The 15846-nt window shown below is 46.3% G+C and carries 16 protein-coding genes and 1 tRNA gene; 9 read left to right on the top strand and 8 right to left on the bottom strand.

The window, feature by feature from the left end:
* Positions 1-71: 71 nt before the first annotated feature.
* The gene (purF, locus tag H6F63_RS13370; protein WP_190638039.1) at positions 72-1562 is read left to right on the top strand and encodes an amidophosphoribosyltransferase; all 1491 of its coding nucleotides are present in this window, start codon (positions 72-74) and stop codon (positions 1560-1562) included.
* A 49-nt stretch (positions 1563-1611) separates the two neighbouring features.
* Here purF and H6F63_RS13375 read toward each other — a convergent pair whose 3' ends face one another.
* Complete coding sequence (locus H6F63_RS13375) at positions 1612-2223, bottom strand: chorismate lyase (RefSeq protein ID WP_190638041.1); 612 nt, start codon at positions 2221-2223, stop codon at positions 1612-1614.
* A gap of 123 nt (positions 2224-2346) precedes the next feature.
* Positions 2347-2427: transfer RNA gene (locus tag H6F63_RS13380), tRNA-Leu, on the bottom strand.
* A gap of 190 nt (positions 2428-2617) precedes the next feature.
* On the opposite strand from H6F63_RS13380, the gene accC reads away from it, so the two are divergent.
* Complete coding sequence (accC, locus tag H6F63_RS13385; RefSeq protein ID WP_190422905.1) at positions 2618-3967, top strand: acetyl-CoA carboxylase biotin carboxylase subunit; 1350 nt, start codon at positions 2618-2620, stop codon at positions 3965-3967.
* A gap of 43 nt (positions 3968-4010) precedes the next feature.
* On the opposite strand, the gene H6F63_RS13390 is transcribed toward accC, so the two are convergent.
* Positions 4011-4295: a YggT family protein gene (locus H6F63_RS13390; RefSeq protein ID WP_190438510.1), complete on the bottom strand. Its 285-nt coding sequence runs from the start codon at positions 4293-4295 to the stop codon at positions 4011-4013.
* Between the two features lie 270 nt (positions 4296-4565).
* On the opposite strand from H6F63_RS13390, the gene H6F63_RS13395 reads away from it, so the two are divergent.
* Positions 4566-4685: a photosystem II reaction center X protein gene (locus tag H6F63_RS13395; protein WP_190410189.1), complete on the top strand. Its 120-nt coding sequence runs from the start codon at positions 4566-4568 to the stop codon at positions 4683-4685.
* A gap of 101 nt (positions 4686-4786) precedes the next feature.
* Here H6F63_RS13395 and H6F63_RS30530 read toward each other — a convergent pair whose 3' ends face one another.
* On the bottom strand, positions 4787-4915 hold the full coding sequence (locus H6F63_RS30530; protein ID WP_277876408.1) for a hypothetical protein: 129 nt from the start codon (positions 4913-4915) through the stop codon (positions 4787-4789).
* A gap of 23 nt (positions 4916-4938) precedes the next feature.
* Here H6F63_RS30530 and H6F63_RS31010 point away from each other — a divergent pair, with 23 nt between their 5' ends.
* The 5 genes from H6F63_RS31010 (at position 4939) to H6F63_RS13420 (ending at position 9129) form a co-directional block, all read left to right on the top strand.
* Positions 4939-5919, top strand: coding sequence for a Ycf66 family protein (locus H6F63_RS31010; protein ID WP_190638042.1), 981 nt, complete (start codon positions 4939-4941; stop codon positions 5917-5919).
* Between the two features lie 154 nt (positions 5920-6073).
* Positions 6074-6568 carry a biopolymer transporter Tol gene (locus H6F63_RS13405; RefSeq protein ID WP_347276795.1) on the top strand — a complete coding sequence of 165 codons (495 nt, stop codon included), beginning with the start codon at positions 6074-6076 and terminating at the stop codon, positions 6566-6568.
* A gap of 141 nt (positions 6569-6709) precedes the next feature.
* The gene (locus H6F63_RS13410) at positions 6710-7231 is read left to right on the top strand and encodes a PD40 domain-containing protein (RefSeq protein WP_190638044.1); all 522 of its coding nucleotides are present in this window, start codon (positions 6710-6712) and stop codon (positions 7229-7231) included.
* A 161-nt stretch (positions 7232-7392) separates the two neighbouring features.
* Positions 7393-7887 (top strand): biopolymer transporter, encoded by a 495-nt coding sequence (locus tag H6F63_RS13415; RefSeq protein WP_347269394.1) that lies wholly within the window; start codon positions 7393-7395, stop codon positions 7885-7887.
* 93 nt (positions 7888-7980) lie between these two features.
* Positions 7981-9129 (top strand): trypsin-like peptidase domain-containing protein, encoded by a 1149-nt coding sequence (locus H6F63_RS13420; RefSeq protein WP_190638046.1) that lies wholly within the window; start codon positions 7981-7983, stop codon positions 9127-9129.
* A 99-nt stretch (positions 9130-9228) separates the two neighbouring features.
* On the opposite strand, the gene dnaN is transcribed toward H6F63_RS13420, so the two are convergent.
* Positions 9229-10428, bottom strand: coding sequence for a DNA polymerase III subunit beta (dnaN, locus tag H6F63_RS13425; protein WP_190638047.1), 1200 nt, complete (start codon positions 10426-10428; stop codon positions 9229-9231).
* Between the two features lie 447 nt (positions 10429-10875).
* Entirely contained in the window at positions 10876-12258 is a 1383-nt protein-coding gene (gene dnaA, locus H6F63_RS13430; RefSeq protein ID WP_190460196.1) for a chromosomal replication initiator protein DnaA, read from the bottom strand.
* A 79-nt stretch (positions 12259-12337) separates the two neighbouring features.
* Between dnaA and def the strand changes: the two genes are divergently transcribed.
* Complete coding sequence (gene def, locus H6F63_RS13435; protein WP_190638049.1) at positions 12338-12874, top strand: peptide deformylase; 537 nt, start codon at positions 12338-12340, stop codon at positions 12872-12874.
* 39 nt (positions 12875-12913) lie between these two features.
* On the opposite strand, the gene argS is transcribed toward def, so the two are convergent.
* Both argS and nadC read right to left on the bottom strand, forming a co-directional pair.
* Positions 12914-14671 (bottom strand): arginine--tRNA ligase, encoded by a 1758-nt coding sequence (gene argS / locus H6F63_RS13440; protein ID WP_190638051.1) that lies wholly within the window; start codon positions 14669-14671, stop codon positions 12914-12916.
* Positions 14668-15585, bottom strand: a complete 918-nt coding sequence (nadC, locus tag H6F63_RS13445; protein ID WP_190638053.1) for a carboxylating nicotinate-nucleotide diphosphorylase — start codon at positions 15583-15585, stop codon at positions 14668-14670. Before nadC ends, argS begins: the two co-directional genes overlap by 4 nt.
* Positions 15586-15846 lie beyond the last annotated feature (261 nt).

The following is a 15846-nucleotide window of genomic DNA, read 5'->3' on the forward strand; positions in this document are numbered from 1 at the left end:
GTTATGCGATTATTAAGGATTATTAAGCCTGGTTAGTCTTTCTGTGCTGCAATTAGGAGCCAACTTCTCAAATGATTCCCAACCATCCCCTCGATAGTAATGCTTATCCCGCCCAGTCGGACTCAGATGGACAGCGTCCTGATAAGCCAGAGGAAGCCTGTGGTGTTTTTGGCGTATACGCACCCGGACAAGATGTTGCCAAATTGACCTACTTTGGTCTATACGCCTTACAACACCGAGGACAGGAATCGGCAGGAATTGCCACTTTTGAAGGCAACCAGGTGCATTTACACAAAGAAATGGGATTGGTGTCCCAAGTATTTAATGAAACAATCTTGAATCAATTGCCTGGAGATTTGGCGGTTGGTCATACTCGTTATTCCACTACTGGCTCTAGTCGCGTCGTGAACGCTCAGCCCGCTGTTGTGGAAACACGCTTAGGAAAACTGGCTCTTGCACATAATGGTAATTTAGTCAATACAACTCAGCTGCGCGAAGAGTTGTTGCGGCGTAAATGGGACTTAATTACCACAACAGATTCAGAAGCGATCGCTTTGTCTATTGCCACAGAAATTAATGCAGGCAAAGACTGGTTAGAAGGAGCCATCTGCGCCTTTCGCCAGTGCAAAGGCGCTTTTAGCCTAGCAATCGGGACACCAGATGGTTTAATGGGGGTACGCGATCCTAATGGCATTCGCCCCCTGGTAATTGGCAGCATGGGTACCAGCCCCGAACGTTACGTACTTGCTTCTGAGACTTGTGGGTTAGATATTATTGGCGCGGAATACGTGCGGGATGTTGAACCAGGCGAATTAGTTTGGATCACCCAAGAAGGCTTGGCTTCATTTTTCTGGGCGGAACAACCTAAGCGGAAGCTGTGCATCTTTGAAATGATTTACTTTGCCCGCCCAGATAGCATTATGCACGACGAAACTCTGTATAGCTACCGTCTGCGGCTAGGTCGTCAACTGGCAAAAGAATCCCCCGCTGATGTCGATGTAATCATTGGTGTACCAGATTCCGGCATTCCAGCTGCTATTGGCTTTTCCCAAGCATCAGGCATCCCTTACGCCGAAGGTTTGATTAAGAATCGTTACGTTGGCCGCACTTTCATCCAGCCGACTCAGACAATGCGCGAGTCTGGCATCAAGATGAAGCTTAACCCTCTTAAAGATGTCCTAACTGGTAAACGAATCATAATTGTTGATGACTCCATCGTGCGGGGAACCACCAGCCGCAAACTTGTTAAAGCCCTCCGAGATGCTGGTGCGACTGAAGTTCATATGCGAATTTCTTCCCCGCCAGTGACTCACCCCTGTTTCTACGGCATTGACACCGACAACCAGGATCAGCTGATTGCTGCAACAAAGTCAGCAGCAGAAATTGCCGAACAAATTGGCGTAGACTCACTGGCTTATCTCAGCTGGGATGGAATGCTGAAGACGACAGGCGAAGATACTAATAGTTTCTGTTCTGCTTGCTTCACTGGCGACTATCCGATAACTGTTCCGGAGCAAGTAAAGCGTTCTAAGTTGATGCTGGAAAAATCTGCCACCTGTTAATCATTAGTCATTAGTTATGAGTTTTTTACTGATGACTAATGACTATTAATTAAATGGGCTGCGACAATCCCAAGTATTTCGTCAAATAAGGGGAAAAAACTTCGTAAATTAGGGTTAAGGGCTTTCCGTGGTGCCAAAAAAGGTAATGGCGGCCCCAAAACGGCCCCACTTGTTCAAAAGCGGACTCTAACGCAGGTGAGTGACCGCAATAAATCCCTTGCACATCCCGATACAACTCAGTCCGCAACCGCGCCAGACTTGCCCAAATTGGCAAAGACCGATTTTGTAAATATTCATCTACATGGCTGGCTTCCCACCAGGAGGTAGCATAAGCCAATCGTTGCCCAGAAGCTGTACGCAGCCACACTTGCCGTCGCAACCTTGGCCCCGGAACCGCTTGGATGTGGTCTGGTGCGCCATCGGCATCCATACCAACTAGAGACATATCAATTACGTCAACTTCTGTTGGTTCGCCAGTCAGAAGCTGTAGGTGCCGGGTAGGAGATCCGTCGCCCAACAAAAGCATTTGCCATGCTGGTGTTAGCTGAGTGTGGGGCAATCCTTGCTGCACTACTTCTTCCCCGCCCTGCCAAATCGGGTTTAGAGAGTACCAAGCTGTCGGCAGCGCAACACTATTTGTAGGTCTAACAGTAGAAGTCAATTTTGTTTACAAAACTTCATTATCTATATGAAATGATACAGAATTCTGCTCAGGAGCGCATCCCCATAAAAAATTATGAGTGCTGAGTTTAATCAAAACTCAACACTCAACAGTAACAAATAATGCGGATGGCGAGACTCGAACTCGCAAGGCAAAGCCACACGCCCCTCAAACGTGCGCGTATACCAATTCCGCCACATCCGCTCGGAGATTTATCTATAGTAGCATCTTCTATGCTAATTTCATTCTTCTTAGAGCAAAGGAAAGTTTTACACCCAAGAATGCAAAGTTAAAGAAGCGATCGCTATATTCTACTGAGATTAAAGGCGACATCCTGAAATAATTAGGATCGTAGGTTATGAAGCTCTCCCCCATTTCTATAAAAAGTTAGAAGATGCGTTTTTCCAAAATTTTGATTGCCAACCGAGGGGAAATTGCTCTCCGTATTCTCCGTACCTGTGAAGAGATGGGGATTGCTACTGTTGCGGTTCATTCGACGATTGACCGCCACGCCCTCCATGTCCAGTTGGCGGATGAAGCCGTTTGCATTGGCGAACCTGCCAGTAGCAAAAGTTATCTGAATATTCCGAATATCATTGCAGCGGCTTTAACGCGCAATGCGATCGCGATTCACCCAGGCTACGGTTTTTTGGCAGAAAACGCCAGATTTGCCGAAATTTGTGCCGCCCACCAGATTTCTTTCATCGGCCCTACGCCGGAAGCAATTCGGGCAATGGGCGATAAATCCACCGCCAAAGAAACCATGATTCGGGCTGGGGTTCCGACTGTACCGGGAAGTGATGGACTCTTGCTTTCGGAAAAAGAAGCACTAGCGATCGCCGATAAAATTGGATATCCCGTTATGATCAAAGCCACCGCTGGAGGTGGCGGACGAGGAATGCGCCTGGTACGGGAACAAAGCGAACTTGTCAAACTCTTCCTAGCTGCACAGGGAGAAGCCGAAGCTGCGTTTGGCAATGCAGGTGTCTATATGGAAAAATTTATTGAGCGTCCTCGCCACATTGAATTTCAAATTTTAGCCGATAGCCACGGTAACGTCATTCACCTGGGGGAACGCGACTGCTCCATCCAACGCCGCCATCAGAAGTTATTAGAAGAAGCTCCCAGCCCAGTTCTAGACCAACAAATGCGCGAAAAAATGGGTAATGCTGCTGTTATGGCTGCTAAGTCTATTAACTACACCGGAGCTGGTACAGTAGAGTTTCTTCTCGCGCCTTCTGGGGAATTTTACTTCATGGAAATGAATACCCGGATTCAAGTCGAACATCCAGTTACAGAAATGATTACGGGATTAGACTTGATTGCAGAACAAATTCGCATTGCTCAGGGTGAGAAATTGCAGCTTACCCAAGACCAGGTAGTTCTCCGGGGTCATTCTATCGAATGCCGGATTAACGCGGAAGACCCGGATCACAACTTCCGCCCTCATCCAGGGCGGATCAGCGGCTACTTACCTCCGGGTGGCCCTGGTGTGCGGATGGATTCCCACGTCTATACTGATTATGAAATTCCGGCCTATTACGACTCGTTGATTGGTAAGTTAATTGTTTGGGGAAGCGATCGCCCGACAGCCATTAAGCGCATGAAGCGGGCTTTGCGGGAGTGCGCCATCACAGGTCTGCCAACAACTATCGCCTTCCATCAAAAAATTATGGAAACCCCAGAGTTTTTAGAGGGCGAGGTTTATACCAATTTTGTCGAGCAGTTAATGCAGAGGCAATAAATAACATTTGTAGGGTGGGCAAAAAGCCCACTCTACTTTAGACCTAATGCAGCATTGTAAGTAGTCCCTGTTGCCCCAAGAATATTTCTCGGATCAGGCTAAAAATTCCCACCCAAATAATCGGGGTAATATCCACTCCCCCAATCGGCGGTACAATTTTACGCAACGGCACTAAAAAAGGTTCCGTAGGCCAAGCAATCAAATTGAAGGGAAGGCGATTCAGGTCTACCTGGGGATACCAGGTAAGGACAATCCGGAAGATAAACAAAAAGGTCATTAAGCCCACAAGCGGGCCAAGTATCCAGCTAGCAAGCGTGACAGCGTCCATTGGCTCTTAATCTTTGGAAATTTCCGACGGTAAAAATTTCTATCTTGTTAGCTACCTGTCGTGCAATTGGTACGACAAGACAGATAATTTAAACTTTTGTAACTAAGTCTCTCATTATTCTAACGCAGCACTGCCCTCTGGTGCTGCGTTAGATTCCCAAAGGGCTGTAAAAGACCTTCAAGAAAATCAAGTGACCAAAAGGGTTCTCAAGGTCATAACATATCGTTAAAATTGATCAAAAGAAATCGTTGTAAAAGAGAGCGAAGAATAATGACACCTTCATTAGCGAATTTTTTGTACAGTCTGCTCTGGGGTGCTGTAATTGTGGTTATTCCGGCAACAGTAGCCCTGATCTTTATTAGCCAAAAGGATAAAATTCAACGTTCCTAGCTTTTGGGAGCAACCTGAAACCTCAGTTTAGCGAAAATTATTATTGTAGAGAGGCTTTTTGGAAAGCCTCTCTACATATAAAAAAACTGAGATGTTATATGTTAAAGGGAAGCTACTTCTGCCCTTGGAGACAAGTTAATCTCTGCGCGATCGCTCTCCTGCTGACCCAGGATACTAAAAATTAGAATTCCCAACCCGCGTAGCAATTTTTTCGGTGAACTAGCTAACATAGATTTGTCTTGGGAAAACACCAATGGTAAACTTCGGGCTTAATTCAGCCAGTATTCTGGGTATTTTTCTGGCAGTGGCAGGAGCAGCACTGTACTTCCTGCGCTCCGTGCGCCCAGAGCTAGCGCGAGACCACGATATTTTTTTTGCAGCCGTCGGTCTGTTGTGCGGCTTTATTCTCCTGTTTCAGGGATGGCGGCTAGATCCGATTTTGCAATTTGGTCAGTTTCTGTTGACTGGCTCAGCTATCTTTTTCGGATTTGAAAGCGTTCGGATGCGGGGAATAGCTACGGAGCAAGCAAAGCGGGATACGCCGATCGTAGAAGACGATCGACCAGTTAGCCGCGTGTATAGAGCCGAGTTCGATGAAATCGAACCGATGGAAGAGCGACCTGTAACTCGCCGCATCAGAGGAACGCAAGATTCCCGCAGCAGCCGCGAAACCTATGAGGATGAACCGCGTCGTCGTCCCAGCAGTCGGGGAACGCAAAGACCGAGTTCAACAGAGCGATCTAGTGAAACCGGAACTGGAATATCATCCAGAACGCGCAAAACGTCGCGTCGCCCCCGTCCAGAAAGTCGCCCAACCGAACAGCCTGGTGGTTGGGAAGTTACAGACACTTGGGAGGACAAGCCAAGTCGTCCTAGCCGTCCAGAAGGTCGTCCGACAGAAAGGATTGATGATTGGCAAGCAACAGATACCTGGGAAGAAGATAAACCAATCCGTACCAGCCGTCCGGAAAGTCGTCCGACAGAAGAAACTGATGATTGGCAATCAACAAATACCTGGGAAGAAGATAAACCAATCCGTACCAGTCGTCCCAGCTCAACGCGATCGCCACGTCGCGATTCTGAGGGTTCAACTAAGCCAAAAAGAACTCGTCCGCCGAGAGAATCATCACGACCGCCTTCTGGCGATGTAGAAGCGACACCAACTGACTATGTGGAATACAAACCCATAGACTTTCCGGATGATGAAGGCGACAACTCAGGAAATTTTGCCTAAGAATGACTTAGTAAGGGCGATCGCTAGTAGATCGCCCAAAGTCCTGAGAATATTCCCGTATAACTACATTTGCCAGCAACTAGGCATTGAAGTGAAAAGATTGATGTGCCGCCTGAAAATCCATACCTGGGTAAGGCGGAGTATTTGGTTAAGTATGCCTTTGTTAGCCGTAGCCTGTACCCCAGTCAATCGCACGCTAACGCCAGCTACCCTGAACAGTCGTTATACAGATGAACAACCGACATTAAGCGGCAATGGTCGGTTTCTGGCGTTTGTGTCTAACCGCGATGGTGGGCGGCAAATTTGGATGTACGACTTGCAAGTTCGGCAATTTATAGATTTGCCGAACTTGAATAAAAGGGACGCGATCGCAGAAAATCCCAGCCTCAGTCATAACGGTCGCTACATAGCCTACATCGCCAGCGATCAAGGTCGCCCGGAACTAGAACTCTACGACCGCAGCACTAGATCGTCACAAATCTTATCCATTGGCTATCGTAGCTGGGTAAGAAATCCTAGTATTAGTCCCGATGGTCGCTACATTGCTTTTGAAAGTAGCAGTCGCGGTCAGTGGGACGTTGAGGTGCTAGACCGGGGATCTAATATTGAATTAGATATCCCCGATGGCAGCCCATCTACCTCGCCTTGACACAGTCACCCAGCGATTAAAATCGTGGCTATAAAAACTAAGTCCGGATGGTGCGCGGGCTTAAATTAAGACTTGTGAAACCTTTGTAGGGAGGTTTCCTCTGTGTAGCTGCGACTAGAAGTCGCTATGTGCAAAATGTCAATGAAATGTTGCATTTTTCTATCAGCAGTTATCACCTTACCAGGTTTGCTGAGCAGCTGTAGCGGCTCAGGTCGTTTGATGAGCTTTCCTTTCGATTCAGCAGGGCGAAGTTTAAATAGTCCTGCTTCAGAGTTAACACCCCAACTTGCCAGTCGGTACATTGTGTTTATTTCTGATCGGCGTAGCACTCAAGACGTTTATCTTTTTGATACGGTGGATCAGCGTTTGATTGATTTACCGGGTTTAAATGCCTTGGATGCGATCGCTTCCCACCCCTCTATATCTGCTGACGGTCGTTACATTGTTTTTGCTGCCAGTCGTCAAGGTCGTTCGGGAATCTACCTCTACGATCGCGAGACTCGGCAGTTACGCAATCTTACAGAAAACTTACAAGCAGAAGTGCGAAACCCTACAATTAGCGCCGATGGCGGTACTATCGCCTTTGAATCCAGTGAAAATGGTCAGTGGGATATTGCAGTTTACGGACGTTCTGGGGAACCCCTGATTCCACCATCTCCATAATGATGCAGGACTTAGGCAAATACCTCCGACGAATAAACTCGTCTGCTAGACCAACGAAATCGCGACTAGCAGGTTTAGAAAATGTGAATATATTTATAGCCCGCCCAAGCGGGCTATGTTTGTTCGTCTTTGGCTTTAGTCGTTCGTTACTTTGGTTAACAATTTTGTTAGGCTTAAGCCTGACTGGTTGCCTTGATACCCAGCTATTCAACCAGCCGCAAATACTCACGGGTGGCATCAACAGCCAAACACCAGATGAACATCCCGCCTACAGCAGCGACGGGCGTTATCTTGCTTTTGCCTCTGACCGCAATAACAATCGAGACATCTTTCTCTACGACTTGCAGGAACGCCGTCTCGTTTCTATCCCCAATCTAAATCGTCGTGACTCCAGACAGGATCAACCTGCTCTTAGTGCTGATGGTAGATTTATCGCCTATGTTTCTAGCGAACGGGGTAAAACTGATATCTTTGTTTACGATCGCCAAATCCAAAGATCGCGATTGCTCACCAGCAACATCCGAGGGTCAGTGCGCCATCCCACCATTACCGGAGATGGGCGTTATGTGGCTTTTGAAAGTAGTCAGTTGGGTCAATGGCATATTGCGATTGTCGATCGGGGTACTCAGGCGGCATCCGGATTTCAACAACAATAGAAGATGATTGAAATAAACCGGAAGCCGCTAGCGATACACGCGATCGCTATCAAATATGTTAGAACAATCAAAAAAGCTTAAAAAAACTAACGAATGAGTACCAAACTCCTGCGTAATGCAACTTCGGGAATCGTCGCTGCCGCAGTTGCCATTGGTGCTAATGCGATGGGAGCGATCGCTCCCTTTGACTTTATTGCCCCAAATAGCGCCTTTGCTCAAGACGTTGACGAAAGAACTAATATTCAGGTTTATAAAAAAGCCAGTCCCGCTGTAGTTTCTATTGACGCGGGTGATGGCACTGGCAGCGGCAGCATCATTAGCCGAGACGGCCTGGTTTTAACCAATGCCCACGTCGTGGCCCAAGCTCGTCGTCGCACCTTGAGCATCATTCTTGCAGATGGTAGAAGACTTCCAGCAGATATTGTTGCTTTTGGTAATAATGGTCTAGATTTAGCCGTTCTAAAAATTCGCGGACAGAATAATCTACCTACAGTCGCCTTAGCTCGTCCCGGCTCAGTCCAGGTAGGACAACGAGCTTATGCTATTGGTAATCCTTTTGGGCAATTTCAGGGAACCTTTACTGTCGGGATTGTCAGCCGCATCGACAAACAGCGAGGATTAATTCAAACAGATGCAGCCATCAATCCTGGTAATTCCGGAGGGCCACTCCTGAATAGCCAGGGACAGCTGATTGGCGTGAATACTGCTATTTTCACTAGCGGTCGGACTGCTGGCAACATTGGCATAGGTTTTGCTATTCCCGTAGACCAAGTGCAACCTTTTCTGACCGCAGTTCGCCAAGGACGCGCTTCCACTACCTCGACTCGCCAACAACGAACTTCCCCTGTTAAACAGCCTCAGCAAATATCATTAAATGGTACTTTCGTCAATGCTGCACTCAGTAAGGGCGACAATGTTTTACCAGTAGATAACAGCTTTTTTGATCTCTACATTTTTCAGGGAAGAGCTGGAGCGCGGATTAGAATTGACATGATCAGCCAGCAGCTAGACTCATACTTGATTCTCCTCGACCCAAATGGCAATGAGCTGGCTCAGGACGATGATGGCGGCGGTAATGGAAATGCTACTATTATGGCGACACTGCCAGCAAATGGGACTTACTTGGTGATTGCCAATTCCTCCGGGGGAGGAGAAGCTGGGGCTTATCGCTTACGCGCGATCGCAACATCTGGTACTCTTTCTCCACAGCGACGCCCCCGACGAGGATTTATTATCCCGTAAGAAGAGATAAATAAACCTAAGCTATAGAAACCCAGTTTTTTAGAAAGTTGGGTTTCTATAGCTTAAGCGATTTTTACCTTTAATTAAAGTCACTTACTGCTAGACGCGAAGCTGCACTGGCATTACTAAATAAGTCATTTTCAAACCCCCAAGAGGTGTCAGAATCACAGGACTATTACCTGTATTCATGTGTATTTGAATTTCCGAGGATTGCAGTGCCTTGAGTCCATCTCTCAGATAAGTGACATTAAAGGCAATTTCTAAACTATTACCCGCTATCTGTGCAGGTAGAGACTCGCGGCCACTACCGACATCCTGGGCTTCAACAGATAGGGAAATTTTCTGGTTGCTGCTGTCTATGGTGAACTTGACGATATTATTTTTTTGGTCGGCTAGCACCGCAATGCGCTCCAAAGAATTGAGCAACTGACGACGATCAATTGTTATTTGTCGCTCGAATTTTTGTGGAATCAGCTGACGATAAGCGGGAAATTGTCCCTCTAAAGTTCGGCTGGTTATACGCTGATCTGCTAACTCAAAAACGACCTGTCCTTGGTCAAGATGGAGAGCGATCGCGCTATCCTTACCGCTAGAGTCTGCTTCCGCCGACTGGCGCATCCCTAACATCCGTTCCAATTCCCGCAATGCTCTGGCTGGAATAGTTATCTCTCTCTTGTTCGCCTCAGCCGATGATACTGTTGTTTCCTCATCCACTTCACTCTGGTTAGTCGTCTGCACAACTGATAAACGATGACCATCGGTGGCAGCAAATTCAATTTCTTCTTGCTGAAATGTTAGGTGAACTCCTGTCAATACCTGTTTCGTTTCGTCGGGACTGGTGGCGAACAACGAACCCCGCAATCCTTCGATTAAAGCTGCGGCTGGTAAATAAGCTGTTTCGCCATTTTCAATTACTGGCAGTTCTGGAAACTCTTCTGCTCCCATTCCCCGGACTTTATAGCTTCCAGAGGTAGAAGTCAGGGTGGCGATAATGCCTTCGCTGTTCGTTTCTCCGGCCCCTTCATCTTCCAGAGTAATCGTTCCGTCGGGCAAACGGGAAACAATATCGTTTAACAGCTTTGCAGGTAGGGTGAGTATCCCCGCCTCTTCCACTTGTGCCGGAAAGCTTGTTTGAATGCCAAGGCTGAGATCGAATGCCGTCAGGGATACACGCTGAGTCTCTTGATTGGCTTCCAGCTTGACATTTGCTAAGACAGGATGTGTCGGGCGTGATGGCACTACTCGACCGACGATAGAAAGATTGGTACTGAGATCGTTTTGGGAGCAAACCAGTTTCATAGAAGTTCGATTTTGGAGTTGTTGGGTCAAACACAACAACTCGCTTACTCTTGGCACAGATGCAGATCGTAGCATTCCTGCCCAAAGCAATCCAGTTGAAACTGCAAAAACAGCGATCGCGAATACTAATCCTAAATTAAATTAATTTTAGAAGAGTAGTAGTAGGGGCTGTGGAAAATGTGGAAAAACTTGCTAATTCTTCTGTCTGTATTAGTTTGAGCTATGTCTAGCCTGTGGAAAATTTGTGGAAAAGTAGCAGGGGTTTTCCACAAAGTATTTATACTCATTTAAAGTTTTCCCCTACAGTCACAGATTTTTCACTGCTTTACCACAGATTTTTCCACAGAAAATAGGAGTTTTTCCACAGGCAAATTTTAACTTAATAAATCTTTACATTTATTTAGAAAAAAATTAAGTTAAGTAAGGTGGTTAACGTCAACTAGATAGTTAAGATTGATTTTGGTTTCTGCACAGCATATTGATGCGATCGCTTAGTTGACGTAGTGTCTTTGCCACATCGGGATCTGTATTTTGCAGCTGAATAATTTTGTCGCAGCTATACATTACCGTCGTGTGATCTTTACCCCCGAACTCCTCACCAATTCTGGGTAAACTAAGATTCGTGTGGTGGCGCATCAGATACATCCCAAGTTGTCGCGCCCAGCTGATTTCTCGACGACGGGAATTGCCTTTTAAGTCTTCAATAGAAACATTAAAAGTTTCTGCGATCGCTATCATCACCGCTTCAGGAGAAACTGCTACTTTTTCAGCAGGCGGATTCAAAACTGGCGCAATATTTTCAACCGTCATCGGCAACCCAGAAATTGAGATATAAGCCACTGCCCGAATTAAAGCGCCTTCTAGCTCTCGAATATTTGAAGTATAATTTGTAGCAATATATTCAATTACTACTCTAGGCAAACGCATATTTTCATACTCTGCCTTTTTCTGCAAAATTGCCATTCTAGTTTCTAAATCTGGGCGTTGAATATCTGCAATTAAGCCCATAGAAAAACGAGAACAAAGGCGTTCTTGCAACCGGGGAATTTGATTGGGAGGACGATCTGAAGCTATGACTACTTGCTTTCCAGCTTCGTGTAAAGTGTTAAAAGTATGAAAAAACTCTTCTTGAGTATATTCTTTACCTTCAATAAATTGAATATCATCAACTAATATTACATCCGCAGCTCTGTAATGTTCTCGAAAGCTTTGCATACTATCTTTACGGATAGCTGCAATTAGGTCATTAGTAAACTGTTCCGTAGATACATAAAATATTTTAGAATCCGGGCAAATTTCCAAACGGTAATGACCAATAGCCTGCATTAAGTGAGTTTTGCCTAACCCAACACCGCCGCACAAAAACAGAGGGTTAAATTCACGCCCTGGAGATTCTGCTACTGCTAAAGAAGCAGCGTGAGCCATACGATTATTGGAGCCAACAACAAAGCGTGAAAAAACATACTTGGGATTTAATTGTATCGGTCTAGGGCGGTTGCCGGGTAAAATCTCTGGGATACTGGTTTCAATGGGCAAAGACCAAGAAATCTCAGCATCCCCAGTGTTAGAAGTTTGATTTCCTGGGTTCACTGTGATATGAATTTCCACAGGCTTACCCAGAATATCTTGGACGACATCAGCAATGGTTTTGATGTAATATTTTTGCAACCAATTCCGAGCAAAGGGATTAGGAGTGCAAATCACCAAGCAGTTATTTTCCAGCTCCTGGGCGCTGGCGGTTTTGATCCAAGTTTCAAAGGTAGGACGGCTCAGTTGTAGCTGTAGACGCTCCAGTACCTGACTCCAGAGCTGTTCAAGAGAAATATCCACGGCTCACCTCTACCGCTTTGTGCAGAATAGTATTATCCATTCTTGTTGTAGCGATCGCTATTTTCAACCAACAAAAGCCATGACTGAAATCCTGCAAATCGCTCAGCTAGGCAATCCCATCCTCCGCCAACAAGCCCAAAATATTGAAAATGTTCGTGATGAGCGGATTCAAAAGCTGATTGACAATCTAATTTCAACCGTTGCTCAAGCTAATGGGGTTGGGATTGCAGCACCCCAGGTAGCTCAATCTTATCGCTTGTTCATTGTGGCGTCTCGTCCTAATCCTAGGTATCCTAATGCTCCGGAGATGGAGCCAACTGCTATCCTCAATCCTAGAGTTATTGGTCGTTCAGATGAGGTTGCGAAAGGCTGGGAAGGCTGTCTGAGCATTCCGGGGATTCGTGGGTTAGTTCCCAGATATCGGGCGATAGAGGTAGAGTACACCAGCCGGAATGGCAACTTGCAGCGGGGAGAATTTACAGATTTTGTCGCCCGGATATTTCAACATGAAAACGATCATCTTGATGGAATCGTATTTTTAGATCGACTGGAAAGTACACGAGATATCATGACTGAGCAGGAGTATCAACAGCAAATTGTCCAACAACCGAGTTAATTTCGGCTGTTGATGTTAAGTGTGCGCGATCGCTTCCTCCTACATTCTTTCTAACACTGGAATCCCCAGCAACGATAATCCCAGCTTCAGAGTTCTAGCAGTTAAATCGCACAGCAATAATCGAGATGTCCGTAGAGGTTCCTCCGCTTTTAGCACGTTACACTGATCGTAAAATTGATTGAACTTCTGGCTTAGTTCAAATAAGTATTGACAAAGACGATTAGGTAGCAAATCTTGCTCAACATCACTGAGGAATTCGCTCAACTGTAATAAATGTTTTGCTAAAGTCAATTCTGCTTCTTCCTGCAAAAGAATTTTGGCATCTGCTCCCAACTGTTGGAAGTCAATTTCACCTTTACGGCTAATCCCTTGAATTCGGACATAGGCATAAAGCATATAAGGAGCCGTGTTACCTTGGAGAGCCAGCATTTTGTCGTAACTAAAGACATAATTACTGGTGCGGTTTTGGCTCAAGTCAGCATATTTGACAGCACTGATACCAACAACTTTGGCAGTGTGGGTAATGAATTCTTCCGTTTCTGAGCGTCCTTCTTCCTTGACTCTAGCTTCGAGATCGGTACGAGTACGTGCGATCGCTTCATCCAGCAAATCCCGTAACCGCACTGTTTCCCCAGAACGGGTTTTCAGCTTCTTGTTATCTTCCCCCAGCACCAAACCAAAGGGAACGTGGACAATCGTAATGTTTTCCGGAATCCATCCTGCCCGACGAGCCACCTGAAACACTTGAGCAAAGTGATTCGCCTGTCCAGCATCAGTAACGTAGATAATCCGCTCAGCCTGATCCTGTTCAATCCGGTAGCGTAAAGCCGCCAAGTCGGTTGTAGCGTAATTGTAGCCGCCATCAGTCTTTTGCACAATCAGCGGTAGCGGCTCACCCTCTTTATTAGTAAACCCTTCTAAGAAGACACATTTAGCCCCATTGTCTTCAACTAGCAAATCCAATTTACTCAGGTCTTCTACTACTGAAAGTAACAACGGGTTATAGAAAGATTCACCCCGTTCTATCAACTGAACATCCAGCAGCTTGTAGATAACTTCAAACTCTCGCCGTGACTGTTCGCACAGCAAATTCCATGCCCGTAGAGAGTCTTCAGCACCACCCTGCAACTTTACTACTTCTTGCCGCGCCGTCTCCTGAAACTCTTTATCTTCATCAAACCGCTGTTTTGCTTTCCGGTAAAAAGCTACCAAATCCCCCAAATCCACTGCATTAGCAGTAGTTAAAGCTTCTGGGCAAACTTCCCGCAAATAGGCTATGAGCATCCCGAACTGAGTTCCCCAGTCGCCTACATGGTTCAACCGCAGAACGTCGTGACCACGAAATTCTAAAATCCGGGCGATACAGTCCCCAATAATAGTAGAGCGCAAGTGACCAACGTGCATTTCTTTGGCAATATTGGGGGCGGAAAAATCCACCACTGTTCGCTGAGGATTTTTCGCGTTGCTGACACCCAGCCGAGGATCTGCCTGAATCTCACGCAATTGCGCTTCCAAATATTCTGGTTTCAGGGTGAAATTGATAAAGCCAGGACCAGCTACGACTGGAGGCTGAGACAAATCGCTTACATCTAGATTCTGAACAATTTTTTCTGCGATCGCTCGTGGTGGCTGACCTAACTTTTTAGTTAGAGATAACGGAGCATTCGATTGATAATCGCCAAACTTGGGATTGCTAGCACTTACCAGCATTGGGTCTATTCCAGCATAGTCAGTCCCAAAGGCGGCGATTAAAGCCTGCTCAAATTTAGTTTTCAGTTGTTCAAGAGTCGAGTTCATTGGGGTTTTGCCGAAACCTCAGGCAGTATGCTTGTTTCCTCCATCGTACTAACGTCTATGTTCATACTCAAATCCAACCAAGTTGAGCGAGTAATAGGGGCGCTGCTGGAAATGTAATCTACGCCAGTTTCAGCGACAGCCCGGATGGTTTCTAAAGTAATGTTGCCAGAGGCTTCAATTTTGATCCGCTTGTTGTTCTGGCGAATCATCTGTACTGCTTGCTGCATCATATCCAGGGGCATATTGTCCAGCATGATGATATCCGCACCGTGCTGTAATGCTTCTTGTACTTGTTCTAGAGTTTCAGTTTCAACTTCGATGGTGAGCGGATAGGGGATTCTGGAACTAATTTGAGCGATCGCTTCTGCAATGCCCCCAGCCACAGCGATGTGATTATCCTTGATCATCACACCGTCATCTAGCCCCATGCGGTGGTTAATCGCTCCTCCCACCTGCGTTGCGTACTTTTCAAGTATTCTCAGCCCTGGAGTCGTTTTGCGAGTATCCACCAGTCGCGTTGGCAAATCTGCAATTTGGTCAACGTATTTACGAGTAAGCGTAGCAATCCCACTCAGACGCATTCCCAAATTTAGGGCAACTCGTTCTCCTATAAGTAATGCCTCTAGTTGACCCTGAAGGCGGGCCACCACTTGCCCTCGATGGCATTGCTCTCCCTCCGCAACAACAGGGACAAAGCTTACATCGTCGCTCAAATGCTGGAACACCCTTGCTGCAATAGGTAATCCTGCAATAACTCCCGACTCCTTAGCAGTCCATTCTGCTTGCCCGACGCGCACTTCGCCGCTTAACAAGCTTTGGGTCGTGCGATCGCCCCGACCAATATCCTCTAATAGCCAGCCGCGTATCAGCGGGTCTAAAACTATTGATGTAGGCAAAGTAGCGATCGCGCTCACAACCCTTTTTTCCTTAACTTCATAGAGTCTTCCAAAAAATAATTTAGCCCAAATACCTTTCTAGAAGCGACTTCTGAAGCACAAAAAGAAATTTTCCCAAACAGTTGACACATTGGGGAGAGAGTTGCTACATTAATAAAGCGGTCGAGAGAGACGAGCGAAAGCGAGACTCAAGCGAGCGAAGAGAACCTAGAAAAAATAATAGTTTGAAAGCCAGAGTAACACAATAACCTCGTCAAAGAAAATCGGATTAGGGGAGAA

This window comes from Trichocoleus sp. FACHB-40, from assembly GCF_014695915.1.
Classification (GTDB): Bacteria; Cyanobacteriota; Cyanobacteriia; order Cyanobacteriales; family FACHB-T130; genus Funiculus; species Funiculus sociatus.